Below are 17,173 nucleotides of genomic sequence, written 5' to 3' on the forward strand. Positions count from 1 at the left end.
CAAGGATACCTCTGGCCAGCTGGACATCATCCAGACGGCCGGCAGCGACATCATTCAGGATGCAGCCTCCACGACCCGCGAAGTGACCTACAAAACCACAAACGGTGTCGTCACCGTCGGGCAACTGACAGTCTATTACGACGATATCGGTCTTCTGACCTCTCTCAGCCGCACCGAACTAGCGTTCATCACAATTTTCATTCTCGCCATTCTCACCACCGTTCTTGCGGCCATCGCCGGCAACCGCTTCATGGTCATCCGCCCGCTGATGCGGCTGGCGGCAGCGATAGAAGCGACACGCCGCGTCGGCTCCCGCCACCATGTCGACTGGCGCTCGAAGGACGAGATCGGCAGGCTGGCAAAAAGCTTCAACGAAATGCAGACCCAGCTTGAAAAGGAAGAGCTGGAAATCAAGCATGCCCATGAGCGGAAGACGGAAATCTACAATCGCACACCCGCCATGCTGTTCTCGCTTGACAGATACGACAGGATTGCCGCGGTCAGCGACTATTGGGTGCAGGCGACCGGTTATGATCGGGCCAGAATACTCGGCCTGAATTTCGCCGACCTCATCCACCCGGATGACCGGTCCCTTTTCCTGCAGCGCAAGGCGGCGCAACATTCGCCCGACGCCGCACATGCGGGTATCACGGTGCGTTTTCATTGCATGGATGGCAGCGTTATGGACGCCCTCATCCTTGAAAAAGCCCTTGATTCCGGCAACGCACATCAGGGCACATATCTCTGCGTCATGACTGACGTGACGGAGTTGCGCCAGTCGGAAAAGCGCAACCGCCAGCAGGCTATTTCCGACCATTTGACCGGCCTCTTCAATCGCCAGGGTTTCGAGGCCATTCTCGACGTGCAGATCCGTGACGCCGACAGGAACGGCAGCGAACTGGCATGCCTTTTCATAGACCTCGACCGGTTCAAGGCCATCAACGACAATCTCGGCCATGCGGCGGGCGATGCGGTTCTGCGGGAATTCACGCTGAAAATCGAACCACTGCTGACACCGCTGGACAGCGCATCGCGTCTGGGCGGCGACGAATTCGCCATTCTGCTTGCCGGCGACAAGGTGGAGGAGCGCGCCCAGCTGTTCTGCGAGCGGATCTGCACCATGCTGGACACGCCCTTCGAGATCGAAGGCAACAGCATCCGTCTCAGCGCCAGCATCGGCATGGCGATCTACCCGTTGCATGCCGCAAGCGCATCCGAACTTTTGCAGAATGCCGACATGGCCATGTATACCCGCAAGAGAACGGGCAAGAATGGCTCGCAGATCTTCGACAGCTCGATCATGGACCGGGCGCGCGAACATGCGGAACTGGAACGGGATATCGCGCAAGCGCTTTCGGACAATTGGTTCGAGGCTTATTTCCAGCCGATTCAAGATCTTGCAACGGGCCAGACGGCGGGTTTCGAGGCACTGTTGCGTCTCAACCATCCGGAAAAGGGATTGCTTTCTCCCGCCACGATCATCAGCCTTGCCGAAGAAAACGGCACCATCCATCGCATCGGCAATGTCATCCTCGACCAGTCAATCGCCAATCTGGCCAGACTGTCGCACCTGCCCGGCATGGAGCAATCCTATGTGGCGGTGAATTTTTCGCCGCTGCAGTTCGAACCGGGATTGCCGACCCGTATCGCCGGCGTCCTTCACCGCTACGGCATTCTTCCCAAGCGGCTGATTATCGAGATAACCGAGGCGGTCATCATGAAGGACGATCCGCAAATCCGGGCGATCCTCAATGCCATTCACCAGCTGGGTTGCCGCATCGCGCTGGACGATTTCGGCACGGGTTATTCGTCGCTAAGCTATCTCAGCCGCTTTCCGGTCGACATCGTCAAGATCGATCAGTCCTTCACGCGCTCGATCTGCGACGACACGGTGGAGATAAGGCAGCGCAGCCGCATGCTGGTCGAGGGTATCGCCGCAATCTCACACAAGATGAATTGCTCCGTCATCGCCGAAGGCGTCGAGACGGAAGAGCAGAAGGAGCTTCTGACAGTGATAGGCGCGGATTACGGACAGGGCTATTATTTTGCGCGACCGCAGCCCATCGAACGGCTGATCGCTGCATTGAATGCGGATAACGGCGCAGACCGCGCCGCGGCGCGACAGGCGTAAACGGGTGGGAGCAGCCATGGGATTGATCCGCTTTTGTCTGATCTTTCTTGCTCTTGCCGGCCCGGCCAGCGCAGCCAAGCTTTTCCTGACCACCGAGGTTTACCCGCCTTATAATCTGCAAAACGACGACGGCAGCGTGGCGGGCGTTTATATCGACCAGCTCAGGATCGTACTTGAGGATACCGGCACCGATTACGAGGTTGCCGTCATGCCCTGGGCGCGGGCAATCGCATTGGCCACAACGAAGGCCATGCATTGCGTCTTTGCCACGGCGAGAACGCCCGAACGGGAAAAGCTTTTCAAATGGGTCTCACCGATCCATAGCGACCGCAACATCCTCGTGGCGCGCCAGAATGCGGATATCAACGTCTCCAGTCTGGAAGACGCGAGGAAATACCGGGTCGGCACCCAGCGTGGCGACTACACCGAGGTCCTTCTTGGCAACCTCGGTTTCGAGCATGTGGATGTCGGCGCTGATTTCCAAATCACGCTTCACAAGCTGAACGCAGGCCGCATCGACCTGATGCCCATGTCGGAAAGCACTTTCAAAAGCCAACCCCCAGGCAAATTCAGGGAAGTGATAACGCTGGCGCGGCAACAGCTGGGTCTTGCATGCAACAAAAGCGTTCCAGACGAGGTCATTGCAAAATTGCAGGCGCGCCTGGACAGACTGATCGCCGATGGAACGCAACAGAGCATATTCGACCGCTACAAACTCGTCAGCCCTTGAGCGCCCGCTCGCCACATCCAAAAAATCCATAAAAAGATTGACAGCCGGAACATTTCGGGGTGGTGACAACAGCATCGTCAGGCAAAAAAGCGGACATGCCCCATGAAGATCATCGCAGGCCTTGGTAACCCCGGCGCCCAATATGCGGGAAACCGTCACAACATCGGCTTTATGGCCGTGGATGCGCTGCAGCGCCTGCCTTCCTTCTCGCCCTGGGCGCGGAAATTCAAGGCGGAGATTTCCGAAGGCGAAATCGGCGGTGAGAAGGTTCTGCTGATGAAGCCCCTTACCTACATGAACCTGTCGGGTGAATCCGTCGGCGAGGCCATGCGTTTCTTCAAGCTTGCACCGGCAGACATTATCGTCATCCATGATGAACTCGATTTGCTTGCAGGCCGCGCGCGCATCAAGACCGGCGGCGGCCATGGCGGCCATAATGGCCTGAAATCGATCGACGCCCATTGCGGCAAGGAATACCGCCGCCTGCGCCTCGGCATCGGCCATCCCGGCGACAAGGAGCGGGTGCATGGCCACGTTCTCGGTGATTTCGCCAAGACCGACCGGGTCTGGCTCGATCCGCTGCTGGACGCCATTGCCGACAATGCCGCGATGCTGGTGAAATCAGAGGATTCGCAGCTGATGAACAAGCTGGCGCTTGCCACTGGCAGCAAGCCGGAAACGGAAAAACCGGCCAAGGCGGCCAAGCCCGCCGCGCAATCCCACATCCATCAGGCGCGCAACAACGCCCAACCGAAAAAACTGCCGGAAACCGGGCCGATGGCGGAGATGCTGAAGCGGATGTTCGGCAAGAAGGATTGAGCGCAGATGTCTTCAGAGACCATGAGCCTTCGCAAAGCTGGCCCGGACGATCTGCCGAAACTGCTCGAACTTTACCAGGCGCTGAACCCTTCGGACCCGCAACTGACGACGCAAGAGGCAAGCACGGTTTTCGCCGCCATGCTCGGCCAACCCGGCCTCACCGTGTTCTTTGCCATGGAAGACCAGGAACCCGTTGCAACCGCCACGCTTCTCGTCATCCCGAACCTGACGCGCGCTGCCCGTCCCTATGCCTTCATCGAAAATGTGGTGACGCTTGAAACCCGTCGCGGCCGGGGATATGGCCGCGCAGTCGTGCGCCACGCCATCGAGACCGCCTTTGCCGCAAATTGCTACAAGGTGATGCTGCTGACCGGCCGGCAGCGTCCTGAGGTGCATGCCTTCTACGAAAGCTGCGGTTTCATTCAGAACAAGACGGGTTTTCAGATCCGGCGGGATTGAGCATAAAGCCGTCACTCCTCCGGCTCGGTGGTGAACATCAGCGGAAACCCGGCCTCCTTGCCAAGATCGTTCGCCTCCTTGGCCTTGGTCTCGGCAATGTCGCGCTCGCAGACAACGACGACCGCGCTTCCGAAGCGATGCGCCGTCATCATCACCCGGTGGCCGGTGTCCTCGCCCATGTGGAAGACGACCTTCAACACCAGGGTGACGAAGTCGCGCGGCGTATAGTCGTCATTCAGCAGAATGACCTTGTAGAGCTTAGGCCGCTCCAGCTTCGGTTTGACTTTCGGTTTCGGTTTGAGATCAACAGGACTGTCACTCATCATTGTCGCCCGTGATTGTCACTCAATTGTAGCCCATGGGGAAAATCCCCGTTGATGACGAAAGATCGGTTGCTCGACCGGCGCATATTGCGCCGCAACCGCAGCATCGACAACCCCGGCCCCGCACTCGCGCAAAATTCCGCGCCATTCGCGGGGCTTTGCCCGCCCAAATCGGCCCCCGGGCTTGACCTTGCCCTGCCCTTTCCGCAAAAGGCTCCTCAACGAATTCTTTCAAACGGACAGGTTTCAAGCCATGGGCTTCAAATGCGGTATCGTCGGGCTGCCGAATGTCGGCAAGTCCACCCTCTTCAACGCGCTGACGAAAACGGCGGCCGCGCAGGCCGCCAACTATCCCTTCTGCACCATCGAGCCCAACACCGGCGAAGTTGCCGTGCCGGACCCCCGCATGCAGCAGCTCGCGGCCATTGCCGGATCGAAGGAAATCATTCCGACCCGCATTTCCTTCGTGGACATTGCCGGCCTGGTGCGCGGCGCATCGAAGGGTGAAGGTCTCGGCAACAAGTTCCTCGCCAATATCCGCGAAGTCGATGCCGTCGTGCATGTGCTGCGCTGCTTCGAGGACGACGACATCACCCATGTGGAAGGCCGCATCAATCCGGTTGGCGATGCCGACACGATCGAGACGGAACTGATGCTCGCCGACCTCGAAAGCCTGGAACGCCGTGTCGAGCAGACGCGCAAGCGCGCCACCAGCAAGGACAAGGAATCCTTGGCCCAACTGCCGGTGATGGAAGCCGTAATTGCCCTGCTCAACGACGGAAAACCGGCACGTCTGCTTTTGAAGACACTGGCGGACGAGGAAATCGAAATCCTCAAGGGCCTCAATCTCCTGACGTCGCACCCGGTGCTTTATGTCTGCAACGTGTCGGAAGCCGACGCATCCACCGGCAACGAGCACACCGCGGCTGTCGCGGAGATGGCAAAGCAACAGGGCGCCGAATGCGTGATCATCTCGGCGGCGATCGAGGCCGAAGTCGCGCAGCTTCCGGCCGATGAAGCCGAAGAATTCCTCTCGGCCCTCGGGCTCACCGAAGCCGGTCTCGACCGGTTGATCCGCGCCGGCTACCACCTGCTCGACCTCATCACCTATTTCACCGTCGGCCCGAAGGAAACGCGCGCCTGGACGATCGTGCGCGGCACCAAAGCGCCCGCTGCCGCCGGCGTCATCCATACCGATTTCGAACGCGGCTTCATCCGCGCCTTTACCATCGCCTATGACGACTACATCGCCTACAAGGGCGAAGTTGGTGCCAAGGAAGCCGGCAAGGGACGCGACGAAGGCAAGGAATATGTCGTCCAGGACGGCGACGTCATCCACTTCCGCTTTAATACCTGATCTGGTCTTGAGCGCGGCGGCGGTCACATCGCGTCTTTTGACTCGCTGACCGAAGTGACACAGACCTGTGGCTTGTTTCTTCTCCCCGGCGGGGGAAGATAGCCCGGAGGATCGGATGAGGAGGCAAGGCTGGCGAATTACACGACCCTTGCCTCATTCCGCTATCGCGACCTTCTCCCCCTCTGGGAGAAGGCAGCATGCCGCACTCGCTCTCTCAACAGCATCTCCCTATGCCGCAAACGCACTCTCGATTTGACCTTTACGTAAAGGGAAAAATCATTTTAGATGCCGGTGACATCGACTAGGCAAGGGAGGAAGCCATGGCGCCGGTCGCGACATATGCCTATGAGGATTTTTCCGTCGGACGGGAATTTCCCCTGGGACCGCAATCGATTTCTGCAGCACAAATCATCGAATTCGCCAGCGAGTTCGACCCTCAGCCCATGCATCTATCCGAAGAGGCTGGCCGCCAGAGCATTCTCGGCGGGCTGGCGGCATCCGGCTGGCACACCTGCGCCCTGCTGATGCGAATGATGGCGGAGAGCTATATCAGCGATTCGACATCGCAAGGCAGCCCCGGCATCGATTATGTCGACTGGAAAAAGCCGGTTCTGGCTGGCGATACGCTTTCGGGAAAATCCATTGTTCTGGAACAGCGCACCTCCAGCTCACGCCCCGGCATCGGCCTCGTGAAGTTTCGCCACGAGCTTTATAACCAGCGCGGCATTCTGGTATCGCACGGCGAAAACACCGTGATGTTCCTGATGCGTGCGGACGGAGGCCTTGCGGCATGAGACTGTCAGAACTTTCCCCGATCGGCGAACGGGTCACCCTCGACACATTGCATTTTTCCGCCGAAGATATTGTCCGTTTCGCCCGCGATTTCGATCCGCAGCCCTTTCATCTCGATGCCGAAGCGGCGAAAAACAGCGTCTTCGGAGCGCTCTGCGCTTCCGGTTGGCACACCGGCGCTGGCTGGATGAAATGTTTCCTTTCCCATTGGGGCAAGGAAGTGAAGAGGCTGAAACAACTTGGCCTTGAGCCGCCGAAACTCGGCCCCTCACCCGGCTTTCGTGAACTCAAATGGAAAAAGCCGGTTTTCGCCGGAGACGACGTGACCTATTTCGTCACCTTGCTCGATGCCCGACCGCTGGAATCAAGAGCCGGGGTTTGGCTGAACACCACCTTCAACGAGGGCGTGAACCAGTCCGGAGAAACCGTAATGACCTTCCAGAGCGGGGTTCTGGAGTTCGAATAGCGGCTGGCCGAGATAGCCCGCGCGCGATACCCTCGGAATCGGCGTCGCGGCGGGAAGGCAAGAATGAACGATATCCTACAGGGTTATGCTGAAGCGGCAACGCCGGACCTGATTGCCAGGTTCGATGGACTGGATTGCCGGGAAATCTACGCACCGGTCATCGATCTGTTGCCGGTCACACCGGCCCGCGTCGCGGATATTGGCAGCGGCACCGGTCGCGATGCCGCCTGGTTTGCCGAATGCGGCCATGATGTTCTGGCGATAGAGCCGGTCAAGGAACTGCGTGAACCCGGAAAGAGATTGCACCTCTCGCACAAGATAACCTGGCTTGACGACTGTTTGCCCGATCTGATGAAAGCGCGCCGCCACGGCCCGTTCGATCTGGTTACGCTGTGCGGCGTCTGGCACCATATCGATGACGAGGCACGGCAGACCGCCATGGAAAGCCTCTCGGAGATGACGGCAGAGGGCGGATTGCTGATCATGTCCCTGCGTCACGGCCCTGCACCCGAAGGCCGCCGTGCTTTTTCCATTTCACCAGCGGAAACGACGGGCAATGCAGCCCGTCTGGGGTTCGCGTTGATACGACAGGTAGAAGTTGCTTCCATTCAGGCGGGTAATCGCGCCATGGGCGTCCACTGGACATGGATCGCACTACGAAAGACCGGAAAAAACACCGGCCTGTCGCAACATTCCTAGCCGGAAACCGGCCTCAATGCCCCGAAAACTCCACCAGTGTCCGCACTTCCACACCGAGGTCTTCCAGCTTCCTGCGGCCGCCGAGATCGGGCAGATCGATGACGAAGCAGGCCGAAACGATTTCCGCGCCCATCTGCCGCAAGAGTTTCACCGCACCTTCGGCGGTGCCGCCAGTCGCGATCAGGTCGTCGACCAGAATGACCTTTTCGCCCGGCTGCACGGCATCCACATGCATTTCCATTTCGTCGACACCATATTCAAGGCTGTAGGCCACGCGCACGGTGGTGTGCGGCAACTTGCCTTTCTTGCGGATAGGCACGAAACCGGCGGAAAGCTGGTGCGCCACCGCTCCACCCAGAATGAAGCCACGCGCTTCCATGCCGGCGATCTTGTCGATCTTCGTCCCCGCATAGGGCTGCACAAGCTCGTCCACGGCACGGCGGAAAGCGCGCGGATTGCCAAGCAGAGTCGTGATGTCCCTGAAGATGATGCCCGGCTTCGGATAGTCGGGAATGGAGCGGATGGCAGCGGAAAGCTCCGAAGCGATAACGGTCATGGTATTTCCAGTTAGATTGGGAAATGGATCAGAATGTTCGGGCCACCCTATCAACTTGGTGGCTGCGGACCAACTAAAAAGGACCGCCGCTCATTCCTGCCCCGACATTCCCTCGATCCGCGCCCAGACCGGGCAGACATCCGCGAAGGAATGCGACAGAGGCCGTAGCGCCTCGTCATTTCTGTCGTCAAAAGAGCCGGAAACGAGGGCGACAGTCGGTACATCGTCGATGGCGCCAAGCGTGCTGCCGCAGACTGCGCAAAACGCACGGCTGGAATAATCGGAAGACCGGAAAACCATGGGCGCACCGCGCTCTCCCGTCCAGACCACTGCATCGCTCGCAAACTCCACCCAGGCAAGGCTGGAAGCGCCGGAGTGCCGCTGGCAGATATCGCAGGAGCAGCTGTGCGGATTGCCGGGTTCACCCGTGGCCTCGAAACGGACGGAACCGCACAGGCAGCCACCGCTCCGGACTTTCGCCATTTCTCATCCTCCTTCGACACATGAAAAGGCCCCCAGGGCAAGACCATGGGGGCCAATGATTGCAGGCATTTGAAGCCGCTCAATGTTCCTTGTTGGCGTAGACCGATTTCTTGGTGAGATAGATCAGCGCCGTGAAGATGAACAGGAACACCATGACCATGAAGCCGGTGCGCTTGCGTGCTTCCAGATGCGGTTCTGCGGCCCACATCAGGAAAGCGGACACGTCCTTGGAATATTGATCCACCGTCTGCGGCGCACCGTCGTCGTAAGTCACCTGATCGGCGCTGATCGGCGGCGCCATCTTCAGCGCCACGGCACTGGCGAAATACGGGTTGAAATGCGTGCCTTCCGACACTTCAACGCCGGCAGGCGCGTCCTGGTATCCGGTCAGCAGCGCATGGATGTAGTCCGGGCCGCCTTCCTGATAACCGCCGATGATCGGAATCATGTCGATGACGAACTGCGGAAAGCCACGCTCCACGCCGCGCGCCTTGGCAAGCAGCGACATGTCCGGTGGTGCAGCTCCGCCATTGGCAGCAGCAGCCGCTTCGTGGTTCGGGAATGGCGAGGGGAAATGGTCGGAAGGCACAGCCTTGCGATTATACATTTCGCCGTCGGCGTTCGGCCCGTCCTGCACTTCATATTCCGCAGCAAAGGCCTTCACCTGCTCTTCCGAATAACCGAGATCGCCCAGCGTGCGGAAGGAAACGAGGCTCATCGAATGGCAGGCAGAGCAGACTTCCTTGTAGACCTTCAGGCCGCGCTGCAGCTGGCCCTTGTCGTATTTGCCGAAGGGTCCAGCAAAAGACCAGCTCTGCTCCTCGGGCTTGATGACCGGGAAGTGACCGCCGGCGATCGCATGCTCGGTCTTGGTGGCGAGATCGTGGCTCTCCTCCGCCGCAAAAGCGGCGGCGGAACAGCCGATGGCAGCGATAAGCGCGATGCTCGTTACAAGCTTCTTCATTGTCGTCATCCTTCCTTCGCGCTCAGACTTGGGCGGCCGCTGGCGCGGCAGTCTTCTTGGCGGCGTTCTTTTCCAGAACGGCCTCGGTAATCGAATTCGGAATACGCCGCGGCGTTTCGACCAGACCGAGGATCGGCATGATGACGAGGAAGAAACCGAAGTAGTAAAGCGTGCCGATCTGCGACATGATGACATAAAGGCCTTCCGCCGGACGCGAACCCAGCCAGCCGAGCAGGATGGCGTTGACCACGAACAGCCAGAAGAACAGCTTGTACCAGGGACGATAGACGGCGGAGCGAACCTTCGAGGTATCGAGCCAGGGCAGGAAGAACAGCACGATGATTGCGCCGAACATGACGAGAACGCCACCGAGCTTGGAATCGATCGGCCCGATATTGAAAGTGATGGCGCGCAGCATCGCGTAGAACGGCAGATAATACCATTCGGGCACGATATGCGCCGGTGTCTTCAACGGATCCGCCATGATGTAGTTATCAGGGTGGCCGAGGAAGTTCGGCATGTAGAAGACGAACCACGCGTAAGCGATGAGGAACACCGAAACGCCGAGTGCATCCTTCAACGTCGCATAGGGCGTGAAGGGTACCGTATCGGTCTTGCTCTTCACTTCCACACCGGTCGGATTGGTCTGGCCGGTCACATGCAGCGCCCAGATATGCAGGATGACGACACCCGCAATCATGAACGGCAGCAGGTAGTGGAGCGCGAAGAAGCGGTTGAGCGTCGGATTGTCCACCGCAAAGCCGCCGAGCAGGAACTGCTGAATCCACTCACCTATGCCCGGGAACGCCGAGAAGAAGCCGGTGATGACCGTGGCGCCCCAGAAGGACATCTGGCCCCAGGGAAGCACGTAGCCCATGAAACCTGTCGCCATCATCAGGAGGTAGATCACGCAGCCGAGAATCCAGAGGATTTCGCGTGGCGCCTTATAGGAGCCGTAATAAAGTCCACGGGCGATGTGCAGGTAAACCGCGATGAAGAAGAACGACGCACCGTTGGCGTGCATGTAGCGCAACAGCCAGCCGTGGTTGACGTCGCGCATGATCTTTTCGACGGAATTGAAGGCAACCGTCGTTTCAGCGGCGTAATGCATGGCAAGCACGACGCCGGTGAGGATCTGCACGATCAGCATGACAGCCAGCATCGCGCCGAATGTGTAGGCGTAGTTCAGATTACGCGGGACAGGATAGGCAACGAAGCTGTCATAGATCATGCGCGGCAAGGGAAGCCGCGAATCGATCCACCTCTCGATGCCGGTGGACGGCTGATAACTGGAATGACCACTCATAAATATCTGTCCCCTTATCCGATCTTGATCACGGTATCGGATGTGAATGCAAATGTCGGGATGGCGAGGTTCTGCGGCGCCGGACCCTTACGTATGCGACCCGCCGTATCGTAATGCGAGCCATGGCAGGGACAGAACCAACCGCCGAAATCGCCGGCCTGGCCGAGCGGAACGCAACCGAGATGGGTGCAGGAACCGATCATGACGATCCAGTTTTCCTTGCCCTGACCGGCGGAACGGTCAATGTCCGTCGCCTGCGCGTCGGGGGCAATGTTGGCGTTGCGCGCCACCGGATCCTTGAGATCGGCAAGAGCGACCGCATTGGCTTCGCCGATTTCCTTTTCCGTGCGGTTACGGATGAAAATCGGCTTGCCGCGCCACTTCACGGTCAGCGACATGCCCGGCTCGACCGCCGCGACATTCACCTCGATGGAGGCAAGCGCCAGCGTCGATGCGTCTGGACGCATCTGGTCGATAAAGGGCCATGCCACTGCGGCGGCACCAACGGCGCCCGTCATTCCGGTTACTAGATAAAGAAAATCGCGACGGGTCGGTTCACCCGAGGCGTCGTGATTGGTTACGTGCTCGCTCACCGCTACACCATCCTCTGCGCTGTTTTTGCCGTAAATCGCATGAGTCCTCCCGCTATGATTTGATCCAAGACAATCTCCGTCCCACCGTCTCGGTCATCCTCGCGGCGTTTGAGAAACCGCGTCATTCTGTTTGATCGCAAAATATTGACTGACTTGGCAAGAGCAAAGCACACAAAGCTGCCGTAATTCTGCCAGAAGGGGCGGATTTGTTTCTCATTTTTTCCTAAGCCCCGGCAAGCGGGCAACATTGTGCCCACCCTTGCGGCATGTTACGAGACATCAAGGGAGAGCTTGGAAAGCAGGGATTCGGATGACGGCGAAGCTCTCGTGCATGGTCTCCACGGTCGTGGCTGCCGTACTTTTCATCGCCAGCCTGCGTTATGTGACGGATTTCTGGCTTTTAGCCTTCGTCACAAGTTTCCAGCTTCACATCGCCTTCGTCTGTATCCTGCTGTCATGCTTGGTATTTTGGCTGACGCGTGACGCGATTTCCGCTTTCCTCATCATCTGGTCGCTTGCACTCGCCATCCACGCCGTCGCCATGCTCATGGAATTCTCGACAAGCGCCAATGCGGCACCTGGCGCCAGACCCTTCCGGCTATTGTCCTTCAACGTATTGATGGATAACGCCGCCAATGCGGATGCGATTGCCGAAAGGATTCTCGAATCAGACGCGGATGCTGTCTATCTGTTCGAGGCGGCTGCGCTGGAATCGGTTCTGCCGCGTCTGCAGCAAACCTACCCCCACAGGCTCGGTTGTTATGCCGGAACACCGACCTGTGATCTTTTGATCCTGTCGAAGCGGCCGCTGCTGGAGGGCCGTTTCCATAGCCTCAGCGATCTACGCCGCGACCGTTTCGCCATCGCCAGCATCGAGTTCGACGGCACGAAGCTGACGCTCGCCGCAGGTCACATCACCAAACCCTATTTCGACGACTATCACCGGGACGAGCTGGACGAAGTCAGCGAAATTCTCTTTCGTGTCACCGGCCCGCTCATTCTGGCCGGAGATTTCAATTCGGCCAGCATCGCTCCCGACATGCGCGACTTCCTCGCCGCCAACGACCTGAAGAAAGCGCCATGGGAACCCGCCACATGGCCGACGAAGGCAGGTCGCTTCGGTATCGCCATCGACCATATCTTCGCCCGCGAACCGGCCACGCTCTTGAAAACCACCCGTCTGCCCGACAGCCTCGGTTCCAATCATTTCGGCCTGATGGCGGATTTCATGATCGGGAAATAGCTGCCGAAAGACCCTATTGGGCCGCCTCTTCCACAGCAAGGAAGCCGCCCGACTGTCGCGCCCAGAGTTCCGAATAAAGTTTGCCCTGCGAGACGAGATCTGAATGGCTGCCCTGCTCGACGATACGGCCCTGATCCATGACGATCAGCCGGTCAAGAGCAGCAATCGTTGAAAGACGGTGGGCGATGGCCAGCACTGTCTTGCCCTGCATCAACTCATCCAGATTGCTCTGGATCGCCGCTTCTACTTCCGAATCAAGCGCAGACGTCGCCTCGTCGAGGACGAGGATCGGCGCATCCTTCAGCATCACGCGGGCAATGGCGATGCGCTGGCGCTGGCCGCCCGACAATTTCACGCCGCGTTCGCCGACATGCGCTTCGAAACCCGTGCGGCCGCGCTGGTCTTCCAGCCGTGCAATGAACTCATCCGCCTTGGCCCGGCGCGTCGCCTCCAGCAATTGCGCTTCGGTGGCATCCGTGCGCCCGAACATGATGTTGTCTCTGATAGAACGGTGCAGCAGCGACGTATCCTGCGTGACCATGCCGATATGGGTGCGCAGTGATTCCTGGGTGACCTTGGCGATATCCTGCCCATCAATGAGGATGCGGCCTTTCTCGACATCGTAAAACCGCAACAGCAGATTGACGAGCGTGGATTTGCCCGCGCCGGAGCGTCCGACGATGCCGACCTTCTCCCCCGCCTTGATATCGAGATTAAGATTGTCGATGACCCCGTTCGCCCGCCCATAATGGAAGCTGACGTTTTCGAAGCGGATACTTGGACTTTTCACGTCCAGCACTGTCGCATCCGGCGCGTCCACGAGGCCGATCGGCTGCGAAATCAGCTCCGCCGCATTCTGCACCGTGCCGAAATTGCGCATGATGCCGTTGAACTGCGTCATCAATCGCCCGAGCAGGAAGTTGAGGCGCAGAACCAGTGCCAGCGTGAAGGCGACAGCGCCGGAACTGATCTTGCCGGACAGCCAAAGGTCGATACACAGCGCTGCCATCGACGTGATCATCACACCCGACAGCAGCGCCATTGAGGCGCGCACACCGGTGATGAACCGCGTGAACGTCATCGTGGCGTTCTGGAAGATATCGAAGCCCTGCCGCATGTAGCGGTCATTGGCATCGTCGCGCCCGAACAGCCTGAGCGTCTGGATATTGCTGTATGCATCCACCATCCGGCCGGAAAGCATGGAGGCTGCCTCCGCCGTTTCTTTCGAATGGGAGCGGATGCGCGGCACGAAATAACGCGCCAGCAGCGAGAAAATCAGCACCCAGACGAGGACGACGACGGCAAGCCGCCAGTCCAGCCCGCCGATCAGCAGCAGCATCGAGACGGAGTAGATGCCGACGAACCAGACGCTTTCCATCAGCGACGTGACAAGATCGCCTGCCGCCTGCCCGCCCGACCAGACCTTGGTGACGATGCGGCCGGAAAAATCATTCTGGAAAAAGGTCAGCGATTGCCGCGCCACATGCATATAGGATTGCCAGCGCACCAGATTGTAAAAGCCGGGCGTGATGATCTGTTGGTCCACCAGCGCGGTCACCATGGTGACGATAAAACGCACGATGCCGATCAACACCAGCATGCCGACGAGTTCGCCGCCATGGGCTGCCAGCAGTCCAGCCCAGCCCTCTTCCGGCTTGACGGTCGAGAGAATGTCGACCAGCCGCCCGACGAACCAGAAAAGCGCAGCCTCAATGGCAGCCGTCAACCCGCCCAGCACCAGCATGGCAAGAAACGGCGCCTTGGCCTGCGAGATATAGAACCAGATGAAACCGGACGTCTTTTCCGGCGGCCGCAAATCGTCCTTGCGGGCGAAGGGCTTTATCCAGTTCTCGAAAAACTCGAAGATGCGGGTAATGACCATGATCCGGATATAGGCGGATTCCCGGAGCGGGAACAGCCGCAGAGCGTTAGGGAAGAGATTATATTTCGGTAACGTTCGGGAAATGAAAAAGGGCGAAGAATGTTCCACCGGGCTCTGGATAGATCCACCTGGATTTTGCGCACTCGCAGCATCCTCACTCCGTCACCAAGGACTAGATCCGGGGTCAAGCGCGATTCCAGTCTTTGATCGCGGGAGACTCCATTCACGGCGCAGACGCGCCGTGAATGGAAACCGGCTCAAGGCCGGCATGACGGAGGAGAGGTTTAACTCGCCTACATAGATAAACGCGAACCGCAAACGAAAGGGCGGGAAACCATGCTTCCCGCCCTTCGAGCTCTCCTTACTCGGCAGCCACTTCCGCCTCGTGGTCGGCGATGAAGCCGCCGGACTGGCGCCGCCATAGATCGGCATAGATACCGCCCATCGCCGCCAGTTCCGCATGGCTGCCCGATTCCACGATCTGGCCCTTGTCGAGGATGATGAGCCGGTCCATTTCGGTCAGCGTCGACAGACGGTGGGCGATCGCGATAACCGTCTTGCCTTCCATCAGCGAGAACAGGTTTTCCTGAATCGCCGCCTCGACTTCCGAGTCGAGCGCCGAGGTCGCTTCATCAAGCACCAGGATCGGCGCGTTCTTGAGGAACACGCGAGCAATGGCGATACGCTGACGCTGGCCACCGGACAGCTTTACACCGCGTTCGCCCACCTGGGCATCAAGGCCCTGGCGGCCATGCATATCGACAAGCGTTTCCACAAAGTCCCAGGCATTCGCCCGCTTTGCCGCCGCGATCACCTGCTCGTCGGTGGCCTCGGGATGGCCATAGGCGATGTTGTCGCGGATCGAACGGTGCAGCAGCGAAGTATCCTGCGTCACCACACCAATCAACTCGCGCAGGCTGTCCTGCGACACCTTGGAGATGTCCTGCCCGTCGATGGTGATCTTGCCCGCTTCCAGATCGTAGAAACGCAGAAGCAGGTTCATCAGCGTCGTCTTGCCCGCACCGGAACGCCCGACCAAACCGACCTTCTCGCCCGACTTGATATCCAGCGTCAGCCCGTCGATCACGCCCTTGTTCTTGCCGTAGTGGAAGCGGACGTTATCATAACGGATCGCGCCCTGCGGTGCCGCAAGCTGCGGCGCCTTCGGAGCATCGACGATATCGTGCGGCTTCGTCATCATCGACATGCCGTCATAGACGGTGCCGATGTTTTCAAACAGCGAGGTGACTTCCCACATGATCCATTGCGACATGCCGTTGACGCGCATGGCAAGGCTTATGGCAATGGCAACCGAGCCGGCCGTGACCGAACCCTGCATCCAGAAATAAAGACCGAGCGAGGCCGTGGAAAACAGCACGACCGCATTGTTGAGGTCGATCAGGATGTTGAAGCCGGAAATCTTGCGCATCTGGCGGTGAACGGTTCCGAGAAACACGTTCATGCCCTCACGCGCATATCTTTCCTCGCGGCCCGCATGCGAAAACAGCTTGATCGTCGAGATGTTTGTATAGCTGTCGACAATACGCCCCGTCATCATCGAGCGCGCATCTGCCTGCTCCTGCGCGAGCCGGCCGAGTTTCGGCACAAAATAGGTGAGGATACCCATATAGATGCCGAGCCACACCAGCAGCGGAATGACCAGCCGCCAGTCTGCGGCCGCAACCATGAACAGCATCGAGACGACGAAGCTGATAGCGTAGACGAACACGTCGATCACCTTCAGCGCCACTTCGCGGATCGCCAGTGCCGTCTGCATCACCTTGGTCGAAACCCGGCCTGCAAATTCGTTGGCGAAAAAGTTCATGGAGTGGCGCAGCAGGAAACGATGCATCTTCCAGCGCGCGATCATGCCGAAATTGCCGGCAAGCGTCTGGTGCATCGTCATGGTGTGGATCGCGCCCATCAGTGGCAGCAGGAAGAGCACCAGCCCAGCCATGACCATCAGATGCCAGCCCTCATCGGCAAAAAACGTCTCGCGATTGGCCGTGGAAAGCCAGTCAACGATGCTGCCGAGGAATTTGTAGAGCATGGCCTCCGCAACGGCGATGCCCATGGACATCAGGCCGAGCAGCAGGAGCCACGGCCATGCGGGCTGCACATAATGCCACACGAACGGCAAAAGCTTCTTCGGCGGCACAGACGGCGCCGAAGAGGGAAAAGGATCAAGGCGTTTTTCAAACCAGCCAAACATAGGCCAAGCTCCGGCAAGCAATCGCCCCATCGTGAAACGTGAGCAAACGCAAATATGGCTCACGACGGAACAGAAAAGTATTGGATATGGCCGCAACAGCCACATGACGAATCAGACTATGGGAAACGCGGTCGAACCGCGGGGGTAACACCTAGGCC

General features: G+C 59.0%; 17 protein-coding genes. 9 read left to right on the forward strand and 8 right to left on the reverse strand.

Annotation, left to right across the window (positions count from 1 at the left end; translation table 11 throughout):
- From T18_RS17100 to T18_RS17115, 4 genes are all read left to right on the forward strand, one after another.
- Nucleotides 1-2,131: putative bifunctional diguanylate cyclase/phosphodiesterase (locus T18_RS17100; RefSeq protein WP_323455238.1), on the forward strand; the 2,131-nt coding region annotated here is incomplete at its 5' end.
- A gap of 16 nt (nt 2,132-2,147) precedes the next feature.
- Complete coding sequence (locus tag T18_RS17105) at nt 2,148-2,861, forward strand: substrate-binding periplasmic protein (protein ID WP_013636596.1); 714 nt, start codon at nt 2,148-2,150, stop codon at nt 2,859-2,861.
- A 102-nt stretch (nt 2,862-2,963) separates the two neighbouring features.
- Nucleotides 2,964-3,680: an aminoacyl-tRNA hydrolase gene (pth, locus tag T18_RS17110; protein WP_003513491.1), complete on the forward strand. Its 717-nt coding sequence runs from the start codon at nt 2,964-2,966 to the stop codon at nt 3,678-3,680.
- Nucleotides 3,681-3,686: 6 nt separating this feature from the next.
- Nucleotides 3,687-4,139 carry a GNAT family N-acetyltransferase gene (locus T18_RS17115; protein ID WP_038491777.1) on the forward strand — a complete coding sequence of 151 codons (453 nt, stop codon included), beginning with the start codon at nt 3,687-3,689 and terminating at the stop codon, nt 4,137-4,139.
- A gap of 11 nt (nt 4,140-4,150) precedes the next feature.
- On the opposite strand, the gene clpS is transcribed toward T18_RS17115, so the two are convergent.
- Nucleotides 4,151-4,462 carry an ATP-dependent Clp protease adapter ClpS gene (clpS, locus tag T18_RS17120; RefSeq protein ID WP_003513495.1) on the reverse strand — a complete coding sequence of 104 codons (312 nt, stop codon included), beginning with the start codon at nt 4,460-4,462 and terminating at the stop codon, nt 4,151-4,153.
- Between the two features lie 253 nt (nt 4,463-4,715).
- On the opposite strand from clpS, the gene ychF reads away from it, so the two are divergent.
- The 4 genes from ychF to T18_RS17140 all read left to right on the forward strand — a co-directional run bounded on the left by ychF (nt 4,716) and on the right by T18_RS17140 (nt 7,776).
- Nucleotides 4,716-5,819 (forward strand): redox-regulated ATPase YchF, encoded by a 1,104-nt coding sequence (ychF, locus tag T18_RS17125; protein ID WP_003513497.1) that lies wholly within the window; start codon nt 4,716-4,718, stop codon nt 5,817-5,819.
- A gap of 320 nt (nt 5,820-6,139) precedes the next feature.
- Entirely contained in the window at nt 6,140-6,613 is a 474-nt protein-coding gene (locus T18_RS17130) for a MaoC family dehydratase (protein WP_038491782.1), read from the forward strand.
- On the forward strand, nt 6,610-7,077 hold the full coding sequence (locus T18_RS17135; RefSeq protein ID WP_038491785.1) for a MaoC family dehydratase: 468 nt from the start codon (nt 6,610-6,612) through the stop codon (nt 7,075-7,077). Before T18_RS17130 ends, T18_RS17135 begins: the two co-directional genes overlap by 4 nt.
- A 63-nt stretch (nt 7,078-7,140) precedes the next feature.
- Nucleotides 7,141-7,776 (forward strand): class I SAM-dependent methyltransferase, encoded by a 636-nt coding sequence (locus tag T18_RS17140; RefSeq protein ID WP_038491788.1) that lies wholly within the window; start codon nt 7,141-7,143, stop codon nt 7,774-7,776.
- A 13-nt stretch (nt 7,777-7,789) separates the two neighbouring features.
- Here the strand turns inward: T18_RS17140 and T18_RS17145 are convergent, their stop codons facing one another.
- The 5 genes from T18_RS17145 to petA all read right to left on the reverse strand — a co-directional run bounded on the left by T18_RS17145 (nt 7,790) and on the right by petA (nt 11,678).
- Nucleotides 7,790-8,332: an adenine phosphoribosyltransferase gene (locus tag T18_RS17145; protein WP_019565208.1), complete on the reverse strand. Its 543-nt coding sequence runs from the start codon at nt 8,330-8,332 to the stop codon at nt 7,790-7,792.
- Between the two features lie 90 nt (nt 8,333-8,422).
- Nucleotides 8,423-8,815, reverse strand: a complete 393-nt coding sequence (locus T18_RS17150) for a GFA family protein (RefSeq protein ID WP_038491791.1) — start codon at nt 8,813-8,815, stop codon at nt 8,423-8,425.
- 79 nt (nt 8,816-8,894) lie between these two features.
- Complete coding sequence (locus tag T18_RS17155; protein ID WP_003513510.1) at nt 8,895-9,779, reverse strand: cytochrome c1; 885 nt, start codon at nt 9,777-9,779, stop codon at nt 8,895-8,897.
- Between the two features lie 22 nt (nt 9,780-9,801).
- The gene (locus T18_RS17160; protein WP_019565206.1) at nt 9,802-11,085 is read right to left on the reverse strand and encodes a cytochrome b; all 1,284 of its coding nucleotides are present in this window, start codon (nt 11,083-11,085) and stop codon (nt 9,802-9,804) included.
- Nucleotides 11,086-11,099: 14 nt separating this feature from the next.
- Nucleotides 11,100-11,678: a ubiquinol-cytochrome c reductase iron-sulfur subunit gene (gene petA / locus T18_RS17165; RefSeq protein ID WP_003513514.1), complete on the reverse strand. Its 579-nt coding sequence runs from the start codon at nt 11,676-11,678 to the stop codon at nt 11,100-11,102.
- 310 nt (nt 11,679-11,988) lie between these two features.
- On the opposite strand from petA, the gene T18_RS17175 reads away from it, so the two are divergent.
- A complete protein-coding gene (locus tag T18_RS17175) occupies nt 11,989-12,921 on the forward strand; it encodes an endonuclease/exonuclease/phosphatase family protein (protein WP_038491795.1) in 933 nt (310 codons plus the stop codon).
- Nucleotides 12,922-12,934: 13 nt separating this feature from the next.
- Here the strand turns inward: T18_RS17175 and T18_RS17180 are convergent, their stop codons facing one another.
- Both T18_RS17180 and T18_RS17185 read right to left on the reverse strand, forming a co-directional pair.
- The gene (locus T18_RS17180) at nt 12,935-14,911 is read right to left on the reverse strand and encodes an ABC transporter ATP-binding protein (protein WP_162163075.1); all 1,977 of its coding nucleotides are present in this window, start codon (nt 14,909-14,911) and stop codon (nt 12,935-12,937) included.
- Between the two features lie 253 nt (nt 14,912-15,164).
- Nucleotides 15,165-17,015, reverse strand: a complete 1,851-nt coding sequence (locus T18_RS17185) for an ABC transporter ATP-binding protein (RefSeq protein ID WP_003513520.1) — start codon at nt 17,013-17,015, stop codon at nt 15,165-15,167.
- Nucleotides 17,016-17,173 lie beyond the last annotated feature (158 nt).

This window comes from Rhizobium sp. TBD182, assembly GCF_001950375.1.
Classification (GTDB): domain Bacteria; phylum Pseudomonadota; class Alphaproteobacteria; order Rhizobiales; family Rhizobiaceae; genus Agrobacterium; species Agrobacterium tumefaciens.

Excerpts from the sequence above, each read along its gene's own strand:
- T18_RS17105 (WP_013636596.1), top strand. The coding sequence starts at position 2,148 with ATGGGATTGATCCGCTTTTGTCTGATCTTTCTTGCTCTTGCCGGCCCG.
- pth (WP_003513491.1), top strand. The coding sequence starts at position 2,964 with ATGAAGATCATCGCAGGCCTTGGTAACCCCGGCGCCCAATATGCGGGA.
- T18_RS17115 (WP_038491777.1), top strand. The coding sequence starts at position 3,687 with ATGTCTTCAGAGACCATGAGCCTTCGCAAAGCTGGCCCGGACGATCTG.
- clpS (WP_003513495.1), bottom strand. The coding sequence starts at position 4,462 with ATGAGTGACAGTCCTGTTGATCTCAAACCGAAACCGAAAGTCAAACCG.
- ychF (WP_003513497.1), top strand. The coding sequence starts at position 4,716 with ATGGGCTTCAAATGCGGTATCGTCGGGCTGCCGAATGTCGGCAAGTCC.
- T18_RS17130 (WP_038491782.1), top strand. The coding sequence starts at position 6,140 with ATGGCGCCGGTCGCGACATATGCCTATGAGGATTTTTCCGTCGGACGG.
- T18_RS17135 (WP_038491785.1), top strand. The coding sequence starts at position 6,610 with ATGAGACTGTCAGAACTTTCCCCGATCGGCGAACGGGTCACCCTCGAC.
- T18_RS17140 (WP_038491788.1), top strand. The coding sequence starts at position 7,141 with ATGAACGATATCCTACAGGGTTATGCTGAAGCGGCAACGCCGGACCTG.
- T18_RS17145 (WP_019565208.1), bottom strand. The coding sequence starts at position 8,332 with ATGACCGTTATCGCTTCGGAGCTTTCCGCTGCCATCCGCTCCATTCCC.
- T18_RS17150 (WP_038491791.1), bottom strand. The coding sequence starts at position 8,815 with ATGGCGAAAGTCCGGAGCGGTGGCTGCCTGTGCGGTTCCGTCCGTTTC.
- T18_RS17155 (WP_003513510.1), bottom strand. The coding sequence starts at position 9,779 with ATGAAGAAGCTTGTAACGAGCATCGCGCTTATCGCTGCCATCGGCTGT.
- T18_RS17160 (WP_019565206.1), bottom strand. The coding sequence starts at position 11,085 with ATGAGTGGTCATTCCAGTTATCAGCCGTCCACCGGCATCGAGAGGTGG.
- T18_RS17175 (WP_038491795.1), top strand. The coding sequence starts at position 11,989 with ATGACGGCGAAGCTCTCGTGCATGGTCTCCACGGTCGTGGCTGCCGTA.
- T18_RS17185 (WP_003513520.1), bottom strand. The coding sequence starts at position 17,015 with ATGTTTGGCTGGTTTGAAAAACGCCTTGATCCTTTTCCCTCTTCGGCG.